Source organism: Candidatus Paceibacterota bacterium, from assembly GCA_041663045.1.
Lineage (GTDB): Bacteria > Patescibacteriota > Minisyncoccia > Phycocordibacterales > GWA1-40-21 > Bog-1340.
In genome coordinates this window covers 37,732-56,553 of record JBAZRH010000001.1, presented here as the reverse complement: position 1 = coordinate 56,553, position 18,822 = coordinate 37,732, and the positions used below count along the sequence as shown (strand labels likewise).

The 18,822-nt window shown below is 38.1% G+C and carries 17 protein-coding genes and 1 tRNA gene; 3 read left to right on the top strand and 15 right to left on the bottom strand.

Translation table 11 applies throughout. The features are described 5' to 3' along the window. Window positions 1-175: 175 nt before the first annotated feature. Window positions 176-814, bottom strand: coding sequence for a sortase (locus tag WC631_00290; GenBank protein ID MFA6226912.1), 639 nt, complete (start codon window positions 812-814; stop codon window positions 176-178). 115 nt (window positions 815-929) lie between these two features. Between WC631_00290 and WC631_00285 the strand changes: the two genes are divergently transcribed. Next, window positions 930-2,471, top strand: a complete 1,542-nt coding sequence (locus tag WC631_00285; protein MFA6226911.1) for a PKD domain-containing protein — start codon at window positions 930-932, stop codon at window positions 2,469-2,471. Between the two features lie 48 nt (window positions 2,472-2,519). Here WC631_00285 and WC631_00280 read toward each other — a convergent pair whose 3' ends face one another. From WC631_00280 to pheS, 4 genes are all read right to left on the bottom strand, one after another. Continuing rightward, window positions 2,520-3,113 (bottom strand): LysE family transporter, encoded by a 594-nt coding sequence (locus WC631_00280; protein ID MFA6226910.1) that lies wholly within the window; start codon window positions 3,111-3,113, stop codon window positions 2,520-2,522. A 219-nt stretch (window positions 3,114-3,332) separates the two neighbouring features. Beyond that, window positions 3,333-5,408: a DNA topoisomerase subunit B gene (locus WC631_00275; protein MFA6226909.1), complete on the bottom strand. Its 2,076-nt coding sequence runs from the start codon at window positions 5,406-5,408 to the stop codon at window positions 3,333-3,335. Window positions 5,409-5,884: 476 nt separating this feature from the next. After that, window positions 5,885-8,257: a phenylalanine--tRNA ligase beta subunit-related protein gene (locus WC631_00270; GenBank protein ID MFA6226908.1), complete on the bottom strand. Its 2,373-nt coding sequence runs from the start codon at window positions 8,255-8,257 to the stop codon at window positions 5,885-5,887. 1 nt (window position 8,258) lies between these two features. After that, the gene (pheS, locus tag WC631_00265) at window positions 8,259-9,017 is read right to left on the bottom strand and encodes a phenylalanine--tRNA ligase subunit alpha (protein ID MFA6226907.1); all 759 of its coding nucleotides are present in this window, start codon (window positions 9,015-9,017) and stop codon (window positions 8,259-8,261) included. A gap of 83 nt (window positions 9,018-9,100) precedes the next feature. On the opposite strand from pheS, the gene WC631_00260 reads away from it, so the two are divergent. Both WC631_00260 and WC631_00255 read left to right on the top strand, forming a co-directional pair. Beyond that, window positions 9,101-10,339 (top strand): glycosyltransferase, encoded by a 1,239-nt coding sequence (locus WC631_00260; GenBank protein MFA6226906.1) that lies wholly within the window; start codon window positions 9,101-9,103, stop codon window positions 10,337-10,339. 115 nt (window positions 10,340-10,454) lie between these two features. Next, complete coding sequence (locus WC631_00255) at window positions 10,455-11,126, top strand: thioredoxin family protein (protein MFA6226905.1); 672 nt, start codon at window positions 10,455-10,457, stop codon at window positions 11,124-11,126. Window positions 11,127-11,426: 300 nt separating this feature from the next. On the opposite strand, the gene WC631_00250 is transcribed toward WC631_00255, so the two are convergent. The 10 genes from WC631_00250 to WC631_00205 all read right to left on the bottom strand — a co-directional run bounded on the left by WC631_00250 (window position 11,427) and on the right by WC631_00205 (window position 18,821). Beyond that, window positions 11,427-11,499 (bottom strand) — tRNA-Thr (locus WC631_00250). Between the two features lie 107 nt (window positions 11,500-11,606). After that, window positions 11,607-11,987, bottom strand: a complete 381-nt coding sequence (locus tag WC631_00245; protein MFA6226904.1) for a hypothetical protein — start codon at window positions 11,985-11,987, stop codon at window positions 11,607-11,609. Between the two features lie 2 nt (window positions 11,988-11,989). Then, the gene (gene tsf, locus WC631_00240; GenBank protein MFA6226903.1) at window positions 11,990-12,577 is read right to left on the bottom strand and encodes an elongation factor Ts; all 588 of its coding nucleotides are present in this window, start codon (window positions 12,575-12,577) and stop codon (window positions 11,990-11,992) included. Window positions 12,578-12,653: 76 nt separating this feature from the next. Continuing rightward, the gene (gene rpsB, locus WC631_00235) at window positions 12,654-13,364 is read right to left on the bottom strand and encodes a 30S ribosomal protein S2 (GenBank protein ID MFA6226902.1); all 711 of its coding nucleotides are present in this window, start codon (window positions 13,362-13,364) and stop codon (window positions 12,654-12,656) included. A 192-nt stretch (window positions 13,365-13,556) separates the two neighbouring features. Beyond that, on the bottom strand, window positions 13,557-14,549 hold the full coding sequence (locus WC631_00230) for a PCRF domain-containing protein (GenBank protein ID MFA6226901.1): 993 nt from the start codon (window positions 14,547-14,549) through the stop codon (window positions 13,557-13,559). Between the two features lie 74 nt (window positions 14,550-14,623). Next, complete coding sequence (rpmE, locus tag WC631_00225; GenBank protein ID MFA6226900.1) at window positions 14,624-14,863, bottom strand: 50S ribosomal protein L31; 240 nt, start codon at window positions 14,861-14,863, stop codon at window positions 14,624-14,626. Window positions 14,864-14,924: 61 nt separating this feature from the next. Then, on the bottom strand, window positions 14,925-16,286 hold the full coding sequence (locus WC631_00220; protein ID MFA6226899.1) for a hypothetical protein: 1,362 nt from the start codon (window positions 16,284-16,286) through the stop codon (window positions 14,925-14,927). A 103-nt stretch (window positions 16,287-16,389) separates the two neighbouring features. Beyond that, the gene (locus tag WC631_00215; protein MFA6226898.1) at window positions 16,390-17,076 is read right to left on the bottom strand and encodes a 50S ribosomal protein L25; all 687 of its coding nucleotides are present in this window, start codon (window positions 17,074-17,076) and stop codon (window positions 16,390-16,392) included. Window positions 17,077-17,134: 58 nt separating this feature from the next. Next, window positions 17,135-17,935, bottom strand: coding sequence for a patatin-like phospholipase family protein (locus tag WC631_00210; GenBank protein ID MFA6226897.1), 801 nt, complete (start codon window positions 17,933-17,935; stop codon window positions 17,135-17,137). Window positions 17,936-17,954: 19 nt separating this feature from the next. After that, window positions 17,955-18,821 (bottom strand): class II fructose-bisphosphate aldolase, encoded by an 867-nt coding sequence (locus WC631_00205; protein ID MFA6226896.1) that lies wholly within the window; start codon window positions 18,819-18,821, stop codon window positions 17,955-17,957. Window position 18,822: the final 1 nt, after the last annotated feature.

Genomic DNA, 18,822 nt, shown 5'->3' with positions numbered 1-18,822 from the left:
ATTATTTATGATTTCCCCATAATTATATAGTATATGAATATAAAAGTCAAGCTCATAATGAATTTCATTGATATATTCCTATAAAAACCTAGTAAATAAGGCGTAAAAAGGTTTAAGAGAAAAAATACCTACAAAAGATATAAAGAACATCGACGGATTTTTAATAACAAACCTACTATTTGGCTGAAAGTGGATGTTTACTTACAAACTCAGCTTCTAAGACATATCTATCAGATTTTGCACCAAAAGTATTACAAGTTACGAGAGTAAGTCTGTGAACCTTTGTATCAAATGTCACCAACGCTTTATCTGCCCCTTCCATCTTTAATGAAGAAACTTTAAAAATAAATTCATTTTTGTCTGAGTCAATATAAATCAGATCACCCGTTTTTAGATCTCTAAGATTATTAAATGTCTTATACGCTTGATTATTCACTACCGCAAGGCGTGAATTATGTCCAAAGATAAAAATATTTCCATAACCTAGAAGTCCAGACCCTGGGTATCTTACCGCTCCTCTTGCCAAAAAACTATCCAGGACTTCTGTACTTGTACTTTGCGGATTATAAACTTGAGCATCGACATCAATTACGGGAATTCTTATAGAAAGTGGGACTTCTGCATTTTCCCTATTAAGAATTTCTTTCGCAGGGTATCTTCCAAACGTCATCTTGAGTTCATCTGGAACCCAACCAAACATATATAAGAAGCCAAAAGTAATAAAACAAACAATAAAAAAGTCTAGTAAAAATGGCCATTTTCTATGCTTTATGAAATTTATAGGGTTTTCCTTTTTTAATGTTTCAATTATCATAATATTTGATCCTATTTTACTCGCTTGACAAAAAAAGTCAATAGGGGTATAATGCACTGGAATAAGTTTAGCAGTTCTCTCTCCCAAACTTTAATAGGTTAATTATAACATTATTATGATAAATACAATCTGGACAAAAATGAAAGAGTCTTTTTACACTGCATTTACAGCGATAGTGCTTATTCTTGTTATCGTCTTGTTGGTGTGGGTACCTCTTAAACTTATACCAAAACTCTTTTCAAGTGGCTCAAATTATATAGCCACCTCCCTTACATCAACTTTTATACCAAATCAAGCGACAAGCACTGAAACAAAACAGAGTGGTACAACAAATGTCTACAATACATACAACAGTTACAACTATGCGACGTCTTCTGCTTCAGCAAACAAATCCATAGTAAATATAAGTGGCAAACCGGATCTCGCGGTAAAGCTTATTGCTGTCGGAGTAATAGACAGATATACAAAACAATTTAGCCAAACCCAATACACAAATACCACAGATGAAATCGGCATTAAATTCGAAATCGTAAATATTGGAGATAGTGCTTCTGGAGTATGGTCTTTCAAGGCTACCCTTCCTTCCATGACAACTCCAAATTATCAATCCGATAATCAAGTTTCTCTAAATCCTGGGGATCGAGTACAATATGTTCTAGGTTTCGATAACCCAACAAATACAGGAGCAAACAGTGTATATATAACAATAAATCCACTTAACTATTCGACTGATTCAAACACAAGTAATAACTTTTTGACTATACCAATATCGGTAATTGGTTCGACAAATTATAATTATACAAACACTAATTACCCTTATGGGATAGTGCCTGGTAATGGTTATACATACAACTACGGATACAATAATGGTGCAAACACTTATAACTACAATGGCGGAACAACATATACTTGGACATCTCTTTCGGGGAGTTGCCAAGCAAGCCCTGCGACAGCATACACGGGCCAAGCAGTAGTCTGGACTGCTAGTGCAAATGGCGGTAATGGATACTATTCATATTCTTGGAATGGAACTGATGCCTTGTTTAGTACAGATAAAAGTCCAACAAAAACATACTCTACTGCTGGTACAAAGACAGCTTCTGTCACTATTACTTCAAATGGCACAAATATTACAAAACAATGTGGTAGCGTAAATATAATCGATAATGTAAATATTATCGGCGGAAATACCGATATCCACGGATGTCTTGGAAGCGCTGGATATTCTTGGTGTGAAATAAGAAATAAATGCTTGAGAACTTGGGAAGAAAGTTGTTCGTACAACAATGTTTCCGGCGCAGACTTGTCAATCAGTCTTATCGGAGTAGGGACAATAGACTCATACGGACAGTTTGTTTCTGCTAGCCAGGTTGGAAGAGGTGGAAATGCAGCGATAAAAGTGAGAGTGACAAATATCGGCGCTTCATATTCAGGCACTTGGAGCATAACAGGCAGTATGTCTCCTTCCCTTGCCGGCTACACATACAGACAAGACAATCAGTCATCTTTGACCTCTGGTGCAAGCGCAGACTATACAATAATATTTGGCAATCCGCAGATTACCGGCACAAATTCATTTAGTGTTCAAATAACACCAAATACAAACGATACAAATAGTGCTAACAATTCTGTAAGTGCGACGATACAGGTTTACTAATTAAATTAAATACAAAAGGCGGGGCGCTTCGCGCCCCGCCTTTTGTATTTAAAAAACGCCAATTAAAGTCTTAATACCTAACAAGATTAATACGGAAGCTAAGACCTTAAAAGTCACGCCTACCAGATTCTTTCTTTGTAAAAGAGGGCGAAATTTGAAGAATATAAAGGCTAAGACAAAAGTTATTATCAGCCAAGCTAGCTCAAAGAAAAATAGAAACAAAAACTTACCATCGGTTAATATTTGATCCAACGAAAGTGCCTTGGGAATACCGACAGTTATCCAGAATATCCAGTAACCACTGTTAAGAGCTGTCAAAAGTATAATCTTTGGAAAAGATAAAATCTGTTTGGCTTCAATATTAATCTCCCTTATTCTCCAAACACTAGAGGCAAGCCAGAAAAGTACTAAGGCACCACCAATTGAAATAATTTGAATGACTATTTTTGAAAGACCCAAAGTGTATAAGACATAAAGGGCTATAATGGCTCCTATGGTCTCTGCAATTAGTGCCCAGATAATCACCCTACATCCTTTAATAAAGCCGTCACTAAGAATTTCGGTAAAAGTACCGGTCAGTATTGGACCAGGAACTGCTCCGCCAACTAAACCTAAAAGAAAAGCCTCAATAAGTAACTCCATAACAAGATGATATCAAATAAAAAATAAGAAGTCTAAGTAGTCAACGAACGAATACCAGTATTTTTCTGTGTCCGCAGGCAAGCTTGCATGGTGCGATGTGGTGTAATTTTGCGGAGTGTATTCACGGAGCAAAAGTATACCACAGCGCAAGCCGCCGAGGATTAGGAAATTTTCCGGCTGGGGAAAATTTCCGCACAGAAAAATACTGGTATGAGTGGACTAAATATCTATGTTAGCCAACTTCGCATTTGACTGTATAAACGCCTTTCTAGCGGGGACATCGGTGCCCATAAGCATATCAAAGATTTTGTCGGCTTCGGCGGCATCATTTACAGAAACTCTTTTCATCATACGTTTTGTCGGATCCATGGTCGTCTCCCAGAGCTCTTCGGCATTCATTTCTCCAAGACCCTTATATCTTTGGACATGGACTTTTGCACTTTTCTTCCCTTCTGTTTCAACCTCCGCTTCCGCGGGAGCTTCTTCCGCGCTTTCAACTTCCTCAACTTCCGTATCAGAGATTTTTGATTTCTTGAAGAAAAATGTTTTTTCCTCTTCTGTGTAAAAATAATGCACTTCTTTTCCAACTTTCACTTTATAAAGCGGTGGCTGGGCAATGCAAATATATCCTCCGTCTATAAGCGGTTTAAAATATCTGTAAAAGAGTGTGAGAAGCAAGGTGCGAATATGCGCTCCGTCTACATCGGCATCTGTGGCGATGATTATCTTGTGATATCTCAACTTTTCAATATCAAAAGTATCACCGATAGCCGTACCGAGTGCAACGACAAGGTTTTTAATCTGCTCTGATCCGAGCATTCTATCAAGTCTTGCTCTTTCAATATTCAAAATCTTTCCTCGCAAAGGCAAGATGGCTTGGGTGCGTCTGTCGCGTCCCATTTTGGCCGTGCCTCCTGCAGAATCTCCCTCAACAATAAATATTTCAGATTCGGAAGCTTCCTTACTCTGACAGTCTGCGAGCTTCCCTGGCAAAGTCATACCCTCAAGAGCACCTTTTCTCAATATAGAATCCTTGGCGGCTTTGGCAGCTTTTCTGGCTTTTAGGGCAAGAATAACCTTGGAAATGATGGATCTCGCATCATCTGGGTTTTCCTCAAGAAACATGTTAAATGCGTCGCCAAAGACCTCCTCCACAGCCCCCCTAGCCTCCACAGAGCCGAGTTTGGCCTTTGTCTGACCCTCAAACTGAATATTGCGTATCTTTACAGAAATGACAGCCGTAAGCCCCTCAAGCGCGTCGTCTCCGGTAAAATTGTCTTCGCTATCTTTTACCAGATTATTCTTCTTGGCATAGGCATTCAACGCTCTTGTAAGTGCGGCTTTGAAACCTGTGATATGTGTTCCGCCCTCCGGATTGTAAATGTTGTTGGCAAAAGCCATTATTCTCGCAGAGATGTCGTCTACATATTGCAAAGAAACTTCTACCGATTCCACACCCTCGGATTTTTTCTCAATATAAAAAACATTTTTGTGAATCGGCTTTTGAAATTGATTGTAAAATTTGACAAGCGATAAAAGCCCGCCTTCAAAGCAAAATGATTGAGATGGAGCTTCTAAACCAAGCTCGGCAAAATAAAACATTTCTTTATTGCTCTCAATCTTCTCAGTGAGTCCTCTTGCATCTATGGCAGTGATTCTCAAACCTTTTACAAGATATGCTTGCTGGCGCATATGAGAAACAACTCTGCTAAAATCAAATACTATCCCTTCTTTGAAAATCTCAGGATCTGGCTCAAAATTGACTACCGTTCCGTGATTGTCCGATTTGCCGATTTTTTTGACAGGAGCTTTTACTTTTCCTTTTGAATATTCTTGCATGTAGGCATAACCGTCTTTGTGCACGATTACTTTCATATAAACAGAGAGGGCGTTTACAACAGATGCTCCGACTCCATGAAGCCCACCGGAAACTTTGTATCCTGTATCTTCTCCACCGAATTTTCCTCCGGCATGAAGGACTGTCATGATAGTTTCAAGTGCAGAAACTTTTGTCTGTTTGTGAATATCTACGGGAATACCTCGGCCATTGTCTGTAATTCTCACTCTATTGTTTGGTAGAAGTGCAACTTCAATGTGATCAGAAAAGCCGCCCATCGCTTCGTCACGAGAGTTGTCAAAGATCTCTGTTATAAGGTGATGAAGCCCATCGGGGCCAGTGGTACCGATATACATTCCGGGGCGCTTTCTGACCGGCTCCAAACCCTCAAGAACCTGTATAGAACTTGCATCATAATGACCTTCTTTTTTGACTTTCTCGTCTTTGTTTTTTGACATAAAATTAAAACAGCTATAGGCTTTTTACCTCTCAATTATAGCATATTTTGAAGCAAAAATGAAAGGAAAAACTACCACAAAATAGGCATAAAAATGTGGATATTTTGTCATGTTGACACACAGGCACTGATATAGTAGTATTGCACACTGGACTAAACAACAGAAGAAAGGAGTCCATCATGGTTGCGACTGATGATAAGACGAACGAGTTCATTGAGGGTGTATATCAAATGGTTATGATAACCAAGAAAAATGGGGGTAAGAGTGCATGGGCAGTCAACAGTTTAGTGTTAGCCGACCTCGCACAAAGATGCGACATTGATGCCTTTACCGCCAACACGATACTGTATCGTATGTGGTATCAGAACGCGTCTCCTACCTAATTTGTGTGAATATTGTCCACCGCCGAACCAAGTGTTCGGCGGTATTTTTTTGTTTTAAAAACTCGTTGAAGTCGTATCTTTAAAACTCTAGACTTATCTCACCTGCCAGCCTTTTTGAGAATTTAATTCTGAAGTGATTTTCTCCATTATCTTATTTACTTCGTCATCCGTAAGTGTCCTTTCATAAGACTGAAATACTAATCTATAAGCATAGGATATCTTGCTCGTGCCGTCCGGAAACTTCTTGGTAAATACATCAAAGAGTTTATTTTTGACCATCAATATACCTGCCCATTTTTCTATAATTTCAAAGACCTCCTTCGGTTTTGTGCCTTCAGGAGTAAACACGGCGACATCTCGCACCATAAATGGATACTGCGATATTTTACTGAATCTCATATCTTTACTTTCAATACCGGTAAAATCATATTCTTTTGCTTCTGGTAAATCTCTTATCGCATCAGAAAAATCTACTTCTATCACCACTTCTTCTTTTCCTCTATTCAATACAAGACCGGTCTTTTCTTCTATAGATTTTATCGCAATATCCAAAGTTTCAATTTCTTTTGGCTTTTTCACTCCAGAAGAATTCTTCGCACCTATAGCAAAATGGTCAAACTCCCCTTTCTTTGTAAAGATATGTCCGAATTCAAAAATCTTTATCTGCGACATATCGATAAAGTCAGAATATCTGGCGTTGAATTCTAAAGCTTCTTTTAATCCATCCGAAAGATTGGTCCTCAAGAATCTTTTTTCCGGAGACATAGTATTCGCCAATTCAACCTCGCCTTTTTCTCTAAATGTATAATTTATGATTTCGGAAAAACCAAGAGAGACAAGAACTTTTCTGACTTCTGTTTTATAGAAATACGCTTTATCTGAAATCGTCTTCCCAGAATTATTTGATATTTTTACATCTTTTATTTTGTCATATCCATAAATTCTACCGATTTCTTCTGCCAGATCTTCTTTGATTCTCAAGTCTAACCTCTCATCCGGCACAGTAATGACAAATCTCTCTGTGTTTTCCGCCATTCTTCTATAGCCGACAATATTTTTGAATCTATCCGATTTATTCAAATCTTCAATAACTACTTTGCCAAATAGGCCTGTAGCATGGATTATCTTCCCATCTCCAAGATATAAACCGCAATGATCCACGCCTTCTGGCACTTTTGTACCTGGCAAAAATTCTTTTGTCTCATAATGTATTTTGCCCTCTTTTGTGTTAGAAAATACTTCATCCCCCAGTCTCAAATCTTTTTCTGAAATCGGCTTACCGAAAACATATTGATCTATAGATGTCCTTGGTATCCCCACGCCAGTTTCTCGGAAAAGGTAGCAAATGAACCCTGAACAATCAAAAGTCCTCGGCGCATCATAGGAAACACTTGCTCCGTATTTGTACGGTATTCCCACAAAAGTCGGTGCCATCTTCAACACCTCATCTATCGGCTTCACTTTTTTATATTCAAATCCAAATCTGTCAAAAATCTTTGCGATTTCTTTGTCACTTATTTTTACACCGATAATATCACTTGCTTCTTCAGCAGAAATTCCGAGCTTGTATTTTCCGGCAGGTCGCGGATAATTGTCCACGACTTCGCCGACTTTTGTATCTTTTGTGCCGGCAATTTCAACAATCAATTTTGTAAGAATATCCATAGCTTCTCCGCATAATTCAGGGGTCAAATCATTTTCATATCTCTTTGAGGCGTCAGTTTGAATTTTAAATTTTTGGGATGTCTTTCTTATAAGAGTTGGTGCAAAATTGGCAGATTCCAATACAACATTTGTCGTATTTTCATCAAGCTCTGCAAATGTTCCTCCTTTTACTCCGGCAATAGCAAGAGGATTTTTACCATCGGTGATAAGAAGAACACTTTCGTCCAATTCAATATCTTTTTTGTCTAAAGTGACTATCTTGTCGCCCTTTTTTGCATTTTGCACGGATATAATGACTTCCCCGCTTTTCGCCAATTTATCAGCATCAAAAGCATGCATCGGCTGGCCGAGCTCAAGCATAAGAAAGTTTGTGGCATCGACAATATTATTTATTGACCTTTGACCGAGAATTTCAAGTTTTTCCGCAAGCCACTTCGGCGATGGACCGACTTTGACATTTTCCACAATTCTTCCGGTATATCTTCTACACAATTTCCCGTCTACAATATTTACCTTAAGCTTTCTCTCACTTGGAAGCCTGGCTTCCAAGTTAGCAAATTCCCTTGAATATTGAGATACTTTTATATCGGCAAGAACGCCGGCTTCTCTAGCGATTCCTCTATGGCAAAGCAAATGATGATTCAAATTTGGCGTAGTTTTTGCATCAAGTACAAAATCACCTCCAGCTTTTTCAATACTCTCTATCTCCACCGAATTCATAGTCAAAAGCTCTGCAAATTTTCCAACCTTTAGCGCTTTGCCTCCCAAGAATTCATTTAACCATTTATATGATACTTTCATTTTAAAATTGATTAACTAATCTCAAATCTCCGGAATAAAGCAACCTAATATCATCAATGCCGTATTTGAGCATCGCTATTCTATCCACACCCATACCGAAGGCAAAACCGGTAAATTCATTTGGATTTATTCCGATAATATTCAACACTTTTGGATGAACAGCCCCGGCTCCCATTATCTCTATCCAACCGGTGCCTTTGCAAACTGGACAACTTCCTTCACCTTTACATTTGAAACAAGAGACGTCTATTTCTACACCCGGTTCAACAAAAGGGAAAAAACTTGGACGAAATCTCACCTCAACATCTTTCTTAAAGAATTTATCAAAAAAGATATTCAGAGTTGACTTGAGATCAGCAAGAGAAATCTTTTTATCTACCAGTAATCCTTCTATCTGATGAAATTGTGCTTCATGACCCGCATCTGTCGCTTCATTTCTATAAACTTTACCCGGACAAATAATAGCAAGTGGCGGTTTATTGTCTTCCATATAGTGAATCTGCATTGCACTCGTCTGAGGTCTCAAAAGCTTGTTTTCAACACCAGGTATATTTTTATTTGGTTTAAGCCAAAAAGTATCCTGCATATCGCGAGCTGGATGATCTTTGGGAAAATTCAAGGCATCAAAGTTATAATATTCTGTTTCAAGTTCTGGACCATCGGTTAATACAAAACCCATATCGGAAAAAATCTTAACCATATCATTAAATACTAAGGTTATCGGATGTAGATGTCCTCTATTTTCCTCTGGTTTTTGCATATTGATAAATTATACAGTAAAAGGCACATATTTCAACACAAAAATGATTGAAATCTGCCACTTTTTCTGATATTATAATATTGATGAAAACGATAGAGGTAATCAACCTTGTATTTCTGTTTATATCTCTTTATTTTGAGGTCTTTTTGCTCATTCTGTATATCAGACATAGAAGAGAAATAAAATCAGAGACTTCGCCGTCACAAGCACTCGGTAGCGAAACCTTGTATACAAGTGTAATTGTCCCTTGCTTCAATGAGGAAGAAACTGTAGACGGCACAATAGATTCCTTACTTGCTCTAGATTATCCAAAAGATAAACTTGAGATTTTAATAATAGATGACGGCAGTACAGACGGCACATGGAAACATATACAGAAGTACAAAAAGAATCCGCAAATTAGAATTTATAAAAAAATAAACGGTGGTAAACATACAGCTCTGAATTTTGGTATTACAAAAACGAAAGGTGAGATAATCGGCTGTCTTGATGCAGATTCTTTTGTGGAAAAGTCCGCACTTATGAATATGATGGCTTATTTCAAAGATAAGAAAACTATGGCAGTCACCCCATCCGTAAGGGTCTTCAATCCAAGAAATTTGCTTCAGAGAATGCAGTGGTCTGAATACACCCTCGGCATTTTGATAGCGAAGCTCTTTTCTTATGCAGATGCCGTGCTTGTCATGCCGGGACCATTTTCTATGTTTAGGAAAAATGTATTTAAAATGGTCGGCAATTATAAAAAAGCACATCAGACGGAAGATATGGAAATCACTTTGAGGTTGCATAGGAGAAATCTAAAAATCAGGAATTCCCATAAATCTATAGTCTATACCACAGCACCCAAAACCATTAAGACTTTGTACAAACAAAGATTAAGGTGGAATTTCGGCTTTATCAAAAATGCTGTGGATTACAAAGAAATGTTCTTCAATAAAAAATACGGCAATTATGGCATGTTTGTCTTGCCTTTCTCATTTATAATTGCTTACTCAGTGCTTATCGCGGTATTCAATATAGGCAAATCTGTATTCTCCGGAGCACATGATACCTTCTTGAGAATAAGTGGTTTGGGTCTTGATTTCACCGCAACGGCTTTTGATCCTTTTTCGATAAAGACAAGTACATCTGTCTTGATGGTCATTTCATTGCTCTTAATATCACTTATACTCATCTTGGTTGCCGTAAAAATAGCCACAGGAAAATTGCGATTTAAAAAAGAAATATTTTATTTTGTATTCTTATACGGTTTTATATCGCCTATTTGGATGACATCCGCAATCTACAAGGCCGCTTTATCAAGACAGGTTAAGTGGAGGTAAAAAATACTTGTCCCATTATAAATACGAACAAATATAATATGATAAATAATATTTTAGTTAAAAGATATTTAGTAGAAGCAGATAAAAATTTATTAGCTTAAAATTTATAATTGGGATGAAGAAAACTGACTGGAAAATATATCTATATGCATTTATTATCACACTTGCGATATTCATTACCGCCATATCTTTAAGTAACTATATTGATAATAAAAAAACCGCGCAGATCAAATCTATGGGAGAAAAGATATCTCTCGATGTCTTGTCTTCTGAAACTCAATTCGCCCTCCTTGAAGGAGCTGCCTGCAAAAATGTCGCTGATTCTGAATTCTCAAAAGAGATGAACAGTATTGCCGAAAAGCTCTCTTATATGGAAGACCAGATGAGCCAGAACGATCCGGAATTATTATATTTAAAAAAGTACTACTCCCTACTTGAAATCAAAGATTATCTACTTATGGAAAAAATCGCCGACAAATGCGATATCAAACCGGTTTCTTTGATATATTTTTATACAAATGACTGTTCGGATTGCAGGAAACAAGGCTATGTACTTACATATCTTCGAGAGAATTATCCTAAGCTCAGGGTGTATTCTTTTGACTATGATCTCGACAGCCCAGCAGTGAAAACCCTTGCCTCAATATATAAAGTAAAATCAGACTTCCCTGTTATTATAGTTAAAGGTAAGGCATTTACTGGTTTTCAAGAGAAAGATGCTTTGGAGAAGCTCATACCGGAACTTAAAGAGACAGCGACAAGCACAGCGACTACGACTAAGAAATAAAGACTCCCTCGCATCACCATTTTTCTGTGCGGAGAATTTCCCAGCGGAAATTCTCCTAATCCTCGGCGGTTTCCGTCGTGGTATACTTTTGCTCCGTGAATACACTCCGCAAAATTACACCACACCGTACCGGCAAACTCGCCTGCGGACACAGAAAAGTGGTGATACTCGGTCGTAGACTTGCAGATACCGAGAAGTGTTCTGGTTTTACTTGGGGTTCTCAGCAGTGATGAAAAATAGTGATACTCGCCCGCTTACAGCAAAAGAAACATAAAAAAGCCCTCTCGGGTTTATTTATTGAGCCACCTCCCAGATTTGAACTGGGGACCTTCGCTTTACAAAAGCGCTGCTCTACCAACTGAGCTAAGGTGGCCTATATCAATTTATTCAAAATTGATCGGCCGAACATTTTATCAGAATAAAATGTTTTAGGCTTATGACCTACCGAGAAATATAGCAAAAAATAAAGAAAATTACAAACTACTCCTTACTCTTCAGTGAATTCTTGTAATCTGAAACATTTTTCAAGAAAAAAGATACTGAGCCTTTTTTACTAGAATCGGGCTTGTAAGATACGGTCTTCAAGAAAAATTTTGGTTGTTTACTATCAAATTTTCTCTTTAATATAATAGTCTCTCTTTTTATAAATTCCGCTATTAACACTACGAGCCTGTGAAAATTCTTGAATTTTATCTTTGAAATAACATGTCGCGTCTTTCCAACTAATTCATGACAGTAATCATCCCCCCTGCAGATAACTTGTGAGAGTACATGTTTTCTATCATAATAAATCTCAAGCGACTTAATCGTTATAAATCCGACTAAAAGTATCAGGGAGATATAAAATAAAGCAATTGCCATAATTATTTACTGACATTGAACCTCACGAACCTAGCTATTTCTATTTTCTCACCAAATTTTTGAATGGCATTCTGAATAAGACTTGTAATAGTAACGCTTGGATCTTTTATGTAATCCTGTTCAAGTAAAATCCTCTCTTTGAAAAATGCATCCAGTTTGCCTTGCAAGATTTTCTCTTTCATGTTTTCTGGCTTACCTTTCACTTCATCGAGAAAAGCACTAAGGACTTTCTGTTTTTCCTCCTCGGAAATATCTTCCTTTCTCAAATACACAGGATTTGTGGCAGCTATTTGCATAGCTATCTCATAAGCAAGTTTCTGAAATTCTTCATTTTTAGATACGAAGTCTGTTTCACTACAGAGTTCTACCATAGCACCCACAGAGCCGACACCGTGTATATAAGCAGCGATTCTTCCGGCCTTGAGCGTCCTTTCGGATTTCTTGGCAGCAGCTTCGGCCCCTCTCTTCTTTAAAAGAATAACGGCCTTCCCCATATCTCCGCCTGCTTCTTCAAGCACTTTCCTACATTGCATCACAGATATGCCTGTCTTTTCTCTTAATTCTTTAATTTGTTCTGTTGTTATTGCCATATATATTTATATTATAAATTTTATTAAACGAAAAAACAAGCTTCGCTTTAAAAGTGGAACTGAATGGAAGAATCTTTTAAGCTTTCGCGACCTTACCATCCTTATAAGCTTTTATGATTTCTGAAACTATAAAAGCGATGCTTGAAACCGAAGAATCGTTTGCAACTATCGGGTGATCAACTATTTTAATATCACAATCTGTATTTGCTATTGCTATCACAGGTATTCCTGCCCTCTTCGCTTCCATAACGGCGTTTATCTCTTCTTTAGGATCAACAACAAAAAGCGCTTTTGGATTGTCCTTCAAACCGACAATTCCTGAGAACATTTTCTCGAGATTCGATATCTCTTTGTCTATAAGTGCTCTTTCTTTCTTTGTATATTTTGAAAGTTCTCCTTTTTCTTTTTGTTTTGTGAGATCTTCATATTTAGCAAGTCTCTTTTTTATTTCAACAAAATTTGTAATAGTTCCACCAATCCATCTTCCCGAAACATATGGCATATCGATAGACATTGCTCCTTCTTTGATAGCACCCTTGGCTTCACTCTTGCTTGAAGCAAAAAGGATTATCTTACCTGCCTTCGCAAGTGAAGTAACAAACTCAATAGCCTTATCAAGCATTTCATTGGTTTTTTCTAAGTCAATTATTTCAGTTTTATTCTTGGTACCAAATATAAAAGGTGCTGTGGAAGCATTTCTCTTTGATTTGGCATAGCCAAAATGGGCGCCTGCCTTAAACATCGCCTCGATTTTCTCGTTATTTGCTGTTTTCTTTTGTTCTATCATAAGTGGCAGAAAGTATATCAGAATATGGCTAAAATGCAACTGCCTGAAATTTTGTTAGGGGTGGCGAGCCTGCCCCTTTTGAAATGCCTTGGGAGCGCGACGGCGCGAGCACGAGGAATTTTCTAGCAAGAAAATATCCGTGCATTTCAAAAGGGGCAGGTCGACAGGACCCCGTGAAAATTTCAGGCAATATTATTCCGCGTCAGCTTCTGAATCCCCTGCCTGCGGTTTACAATCGTTTTTCACAATATAATCTACAACATCGACAAGCCCGTCGCCGGCAAAGATATTTTCAATATTGAACCAAGAGTGTTTGACTCTATGGTCCGTAACTCTATCCTGCAAAATATTGTAAGTGCGAATTTTCTCTGATCTATCTGCCGTACCAATCTGTTCTTTCCTGTCGCTTGCAAACTTTTTAGCCTCCTCTTCCTCTTTCAGTATTTCAAGCTTGGCAGTAAGAATGCCCATAGCTTTTTCTCTATTTTTCAACTGGCTTCTCTCTGCAGTAGAGCGGACATCTATACCTGTCGGTATATGGACTATCCTCACGGCTGTCTCAACCTTGTTTACATTTTGACCTCCAGCCCCACCAGACCTTGAAAATTCAACTTGAAGATCTGAAGACTTAATCTCTATCTTCGACTTCTTCCTAATCGGCAAAACGGCTACCGATGCGGTAGAGGTATGAACCCTTCCGGACTTTTCCGTATCTGGAACTCTCTGAACCCTATGAACTCCCGTTTCAAATCTCAAACCTTTATAGACATCTTTGCCACGAAGCTCAAATACAACTTCTTTATAGCCTCCGAGCGCACTTTTTGACTCACTTACTACGCTAAATGCCCAGTTTTTCAAAGTAGCTACTCTTTTATACATCTTTGCCAAATCTTCGGCAAAAATCGCCGCCTCTTCCCCACCCACTCCAGCACGGATTTCCATAATCGCTTCATTGGGAAACTTTTCTTCCTCTTCATCCCCTGCTATAATATTTTTCATCTGTTCGAGAAGATTATCTTTTTGAGATTTCAGATTCTTCAATTCTTCCTCAGCCAAAGCAAAAAGTGCTTGGTCTTTCTCGGCCATTTTCTTTATAGACTCTTCTTCATTTTCAAGCCGAGTGTATTCTTCGGCGAGAAATGTGGTCTTTTTATTTTTTCTGAATTCTTCTATTAAATCTGGCATGGTTTTATTTTAACACTTATCGGGAAAAGAAAAAATCCGAACTCGGAAAGAGCACGGATTTTTCTTTGACTTTGTTATTTTTTTGTAGATTTCTTCGCTGAAGATTTTGCAGTTCCTGCAGCTTTTCTTGCCTTGAATTTTTCAACTCTTCCGGCAGTATCTAGTACCTTTTCATTGCCAGTATAAAATGGGTGGCAATTGGCACAGATTTCTACATGTATTTCCTCTTTTGTGGAACCAAAATCATAAGTACCTCCGCATGCGCAGGTTGTCTTGGCTTTATCATTGTATTTTGGATGTATATCCTTTTTCATAGCTGTGTATAGTATCAGATTTCACAAAAAATGCAACTCCCCGTCTACAGCGAGCAAGCTTTTATTTTCCATTCAACACATCTATTTGTGCCTGGTATTTCGCAGCTAAGTTCATAACATCATCTCCATAGAAGGCATAGGCTTTCTTTGTGGCATTGGTCCAGCCTGCCAAATATCTCAAAGCTGCCAACCTTTCTGAAGCGAAGTCTCCATTTTTAGCGCCATTTTCTTTGGATAAAATAGCTGAAGCCATAAACGCATCAAGTGGGTTCCATGGGTCAGAAGGTCGCGCGGTGCCAAGTGCTTTTCTTATTTTATCCAAACCTGCATCATAATGCCAATTACCGTTTCCATCTTTTTTAAATCCTCCGTAAAGCACCCATGTGGAAGGGATAAACTGCGCTGGACCCATAGCTCCACCGTATCCATACCATGCTTTCTTTGAAACAGGGGCCTTATTTGGATCTATTCCAAGATTTCTACATATAGCCAGAAACGGCTCGGTATCTCTCGGCGCTTTCATATCCACAAGCCAATTGCCCGTACCGACATTTTGACCAAGGTTTGATTCTTCAGCAATTATACCGAGAATAAAAGCTGGCCTGATATTTGTTTTTGCACCGACGAAAGTCGCGTACTCAACAGCTTTTGGAAAAGAGATTTGTGCTGAACCTTGTAAAGAAAAAAGTTGATTTCTAATCTCTCCTGCTGTTAAAACTTTATCTTTTATGACCTTTTGATATCCAGCCTCAAGACCCTTGGACGCTTTTAATATATCACTCTTCTGTTTCTCCTGCTCTTGAATTCTCTTTTGCTGAAGCTCTTGAAGAGCTTTTAGCTCCATTTCATCATCTCGTTTACTTTCAAGATCTGCTTTTTCGTTGGCTGTCTTTTCCTTTGTATCTGTAATCTCGGTAAAAGATTTCTGCATTTCAGCTTTTATAGAATCAAATAAATCTAAATCCTCAAAAACTCCGGAGATGCTTTCTTTTGAAAGTAACGCCCCTATAATTGAAATAGAATCGATTTCTGAGGTCCTCCTGATTATCTCCGCCAGTGAATCTCTTTCCCTCTGCATCTTATCTGAAAGTTTATCGATAGTGGTCTGCTTATCTCCGATATTTTCAGTGAGTTCCTTTATGGCAATTTCTCTAGCTTTTATATCAAGTTTGTATTTTTTTATAGTTGCATCCAAGATAGCGATCTCTTTAGCCAAAGAGTCTGAACGGTTTTTCTGGTCATCTAATATCTTTTGTTGAGCTGCTATATCGGCTTCTATCTGATTAAGTTGGGCTTGAAGTTCAGCTTTTCTTGCTGCATTTTCTGTGATAGCAACAGCACTCTGTGCAAAAATAGTCTTGGTAGTTCCCCCAAAAGTAAAAAAGACTATTATCAAAAAATAAATGAACGATTTTTTAATCATAAATCAAAAGGCGACAAATGCCTCCCATCTATTAATTTTATCATATTAAAGACATAAAAGAAGAGCGGCGCCCTCCGGGCGCCGCTCTTCTTTTATGCTTAAGTTATTTTTTCTTCTCCTCTTTCTTTTCTTCTTTCTTCGGAGCTTCGGCACCTTCGGCAGGAGCTTCGCCTTCTTTGGCTTCCTTACCTTTCTTTTCAACTTCTATTGTAGAAAGATCTACTGGAGCCACTTCCACAACTTCTTCTTTTGGTTCATAGACAGAGGCGACAACATCTTCAAGCTTAGCCTTGATCTCTACACCTGCTGGGATTTTAATATCCTTAACTGTAACAACACTGTCAAAAGCGACGAGTGATGAAATATCAATCTCAATCTTATGTGGTAAATCTTTTGGCAAAGCTTCAATCTCTATTTCATGCATAACTTTGACAAGCACACCCGCCAAATCCTTGACTGCTGGAGCGACACCCACGAATTCTATCGGTACTTTAATCTCAAGTTTCTTGCCCTTTTCAATAACATAAAAATCAGCATGTCTTGGATTGTCGGTAACAGGATCCAAATCTACATCTTTTATCAAAACATCTACATCTATTCCCTCTCCAGAAAGGTGGAGAATCGTAGATTCACCAGCATCTTTTAGAGTTTTTTCAAAAATAGCATAAGGAAGCATGATGGAAGTGGATTTCTCCTTTTTTCCATAGAAAATAGCCGGCATTTTGCCTGCCTTTCTTATAGAAGCCAAACTAGCCTTCTCATCTCTCTTTTCAACATTCAATGTTAACATAGTTCAGACATTATACATGAAAAAGTCTTTTTAGCAAGACAGTTTTTAGGGTCTATAACTACAGAGTTATCTGTTCATTAACACCAAAGGCTTGTTTGACATACAAACCAGCTTTTATACTCTCTTGCCTAAGAATCACATCTTTAGTCTCAAAATTAGACATCTCTGTTGGTAAAACTATTTCGCATATTTTATCAGAACTAATATTCAAATTATACGTGCCTTTATTATATATTATCAACATATCTGTAAACTCTTCTTTGCATGCACATTTAAAGTGATCAAGAATATATCCCTTGTTCCGCATAGCTCCATCGACATATCTTCTCCCGTCAATTTTATAGGAATTATAAATAGTAGAAAATGTTATCGCTGTCTTTAAAACCGAAAAATAATCGTCATTAGTCTTGCAATATTCATTTAGTCTTAAATACTCAGCTTTGTCGGTACCAATATTGAATAAACGTACAAAAATCTTAGTCTTTGACGAAAGGACATTCTTAACATCTAAAGGTTTAAGATAGCGAATAGCATTTACTACTTTATCTGTATTAATCGGATTCCAGAATCTCCAAAAGTTAATAAATTTCCTATCATTTAAATCCTCGTAGTAAATACTTGTACCAAGCTTCGTCTGTTTAGATAAAAAATATGAAGCATTGGGTAAACCGGCAGACACTACAAAGATATTATCAAAGACTCCGGATAAACCGAGTTCTTCAAGTGCAATAACAGATGCTCCTCCAGCCACTCCAGCCATTACTCCACCATACAAAACCAGAGTAATCTTTTTGCCATCATTTATCGGAACACTTAGACCACGTCTATTAAGTATCGACTGTATCACAGGATGAAGCATGGTATAAATTCTTGTCAGTTTAAAAATTATTAAAAATCTTCAATTTCTCCGTCACAATTTCTTCCACAGCAGAAACTGCACCATCCATATATTTATAAGGCGCCACTTCGTTTGGCTTTTCGGCTAGCTCTTTTTCGAGGGTTTTTCTGAAAGCCGAGCGGATTTCTGTATTTATGTGCACTATCGCCATTCCGGATTTTATCGCTTCTTTTATTTCTTCGGCAGAATTTCCAGACGCGCCATGAAGCACCAGCGGAACACCCGCAACAGTATTTATCTCCCCTACTCTTTTTATATTCAATGCTGGATCTTTACCACCCTTTAGCATGCCGTGAATATTTCCCACCGCAGGAGCGAGCATATCTATGCCGGTATCTTTTACAAATTTTTGTGCGAGCTCCGGCGTGGTCAAAAATTCTTCGCTTATTCTCACCCCTTCCGGAATCTTGTCCAAAATCTGTGAGGCCTGCCCTATAAAGCCAAGTTCTGCTTCCACAAGCACATCTCGCCCGCATTTTTTGGCATACTCCACACATTCTTTTGTAAGCTTTACATTTTCTTCATAGCTCACATTTGCCGCATCAAAAATAACGGCATCATATCCAGCATCTATGCATTCTTTTACCCCCTCTACTGTATAAGTATGATCAGCATTTAGGAAAATCGGATAATTGTATTCTTCGCGCAAGCTCTTTACCAAAGCCACCGCTTGCTTCGTGCCGATGAATTTCCTCTCCCCTTCCGCAGTGCCAATAATCACCGGCAGATTTAATTTTCTCGCTGAATTAAAAATCCCTCGCAAAGTTTCAAGGTTTGAGATATTAAAATGACCGATTGCCACTCCATTTTCCTGTGCCTCTTTTACATATTCTCTAAGTGTTTTCATA

Coding starts and splice junctions, on each gene's coding strand:
- WC631_00290 (MFA6226912.1), bottom strand. CDS start 814: ATGATAATTGAAACATTAAAAAAGGAAAACCCTATAAATTTCATAAAG.
- WC631_00285 (MFA6226911.1), top strand. CDS start 930: ATGATAAATACAATCTGGACAAAAATGAAAGAGTCTTTTTACACTGCA.
- WC631_00280 (MFA6226910.1), bottom strand. CDS start 3,113: ATGGAGTTACTTATTGAGGCTTTTCTTTTAGGTTTAGTTGGCGGAGCA.
- WC631_00275 (MFA6226909.1), bottom strand. CDS start 5,408: ATGTCAAAAAACAAAGACGAGAAAGTCAAAAAAGAAGGTCATTATGAT.
- WC631_00270 (MFA6226908.1), bottom strand. CDS start 8,257: ATGAAAGTATCATATAAATGGTTAAATGAATTCTTGGGAGGCAAAGCG.
- pheS (MFA6226907.1), bottom strand. CDS start 9,017: ATGCAAAAACCAGAGGAAAATAGAGGACATCTACATCCGATAACCTTA.
- WC631_00260 (MFA6226906.1), top strand. CDS start 9,101: ATGAAAACGATAGAGGTAATCAACCTTGTATTTCTGTTTATATCTCTT.
- WC631_00255 (MFA6226905.1), top strand. CDS start 10,455: ATGAAGAAAACTGACTGGAAAATATATCTATATGCATTTATTATCACA.
- WC631_00245 (MFA6226904.1), bottom strand. CDS start 11,987: ATGGCAATTGCTTTATTTTATATCTCCCTGATACTTTTAGTCGGATTT.
- tsf (MFA6226903.1), bottom strand. CDS start 12,577: ATGGCAATAACAACAGAACAAATTAAAGAATTAAGAGAAAAGACAGGC.
- rpsB (MFA6226902.1), bottom strand. CDS start 13,364: ATGATAGAACAAAAGAAAACAGCAAATAACGAGAAAATCGAGGCGATG.
- WC631_00230 (MFA6226901.1), bottom strand. CDS start 14,549: ATGCCAGATTTAATAGAAGAATTCAGAAAAAATAAAAAGACCACATTT.
- rpmE (MFA6226900.1), bottom strand. CDS start 14,863: ATGAAAAAGGATATACATCCAAAATACAATGATAAAGCCAAGACAACC.
- WC631_00220 (MFA6226899.1), bottom strand. CDS start 16,286: ATGATTAAAAAATCGTTCATTTATTTTTTGATAATAGTCTTTTTTACT.
- WC631_00215 (MFA6226898.1), bottom strand. CDS start 17,076: ATGTTAACATTGAATGTTGAAAAGAGAGATGAGAAGGCTAGTTTGGCT.
- WC631_00210 (MFA6226897.1), bottom strand. CDS start 17,935: ATGCTTCATCCTGTGATACAGTCGATACTTAATAGACGTGGTCTAAGT.
- WC631_00205 (MFA6226896.1), bottom strand. CDS start 18,821: ATGAAAACACTTAGAGAATATGTAAAAGAGGCACAGGAAAATGGAGTG.